The organism is Streptomyces sp. NTH33, from assembly GCF_003236365.1.
Lineage (GTDB): Bacteria > Actinomycetota > Actinomycetes > Streptomycetales > Streptomycetaceae > Streptomyces.
The window spans coordinates 1-692 of the sequence record NZ_POTZ01001049.1 but is presented as its reverse complement, the minus strand read 5'-3'; the positions used below and the strand labels follow the sequence as shown (position 1 = coordinate 692).

Here is a 692-nt window from a genome sequence, read left to right as displayed (position 1 = left end):
AGTCGAGTTTGGCGGTCAGGCCCTTCAGGTCGCCGACGCCGTCGCCGTTGCTGTCCTGGAAGGAGCGGACGAGGACCTCGTAGAAGACGGCGCGTTTGAACCACTCCGGATCCCGGTCCCTGGCCGGAGTGTCCTCGAAGGTGTCCGGAACGGGCTCATTGACGATCATGTTGTGGGTGACCCTCCGATCTGCGGGGTGGACGGTCGCAGGACGGTGAGGACGTGCGCGGGCCTTCGGCCCGGTTCGAGACGCACATAGTTGGCCCTGCCCCAGTGGTAGGTCTCGCCGGTGAGCTCGTCGCGCACCGGCACCGACTCGTGCCAGTCCAGGCCGAGTTGCGGCATGTCCAACGAGACCGTGGCCTCCTGGGTGTGGTGGGGGTCGAGGTTGGCGACCACCAGAACCGTGTTCGATCCGCTCCGCTTCGAGTAGGCGATCACCTCTTCCTTGTCGGCGTGGTGGAAGCGCAGATTGCGCAGCTGCCGCAGGGCCGGGCTGCGGCGGCGGATGTCGTTGAGCCGGGTGATCAGGGGGGTGAGGGTGCGGCCCTCGCGTTCGGCGGCCTCCCAGTCGCGGGGTTTGAGCTGGTACTTCTCCGAGTCCAGGTACTCCTCGCTGCCCTCGCGCAGGGGGGTGTTCTCGCACAGTTCGTAGCCGCTGTAGATGCCCCAGGCGGGGGAGAGGGTGGCGG

2 protein-coding genes are annotated in these 692 nt (G+C 67.5%); both read right to left on the bottom strand.

Going from position 1 to position 692, the window contains the following annotated elements:
• Positions 1 to 169: alpha-amylase family glycosyl hydrolase (locus C1I97_RS43185; RefSeq protein ID WP_181447124.1), on the bottom strand; the 169-nt coding region annotated here is incomplete at its 3' end.
• Positions 166 to 692 (bottom strand): alpha-glucosidase C-terminal domain-containing protein (locus tag C1I97_RS38390; RefSeq protein WP_220040904.1); only part of this gene is annotated, 527 nt, incomplete at its 5' end. The genes C1I97_RS43185 and C1I97_RS38390, both read right to left, overlap by 4 nt.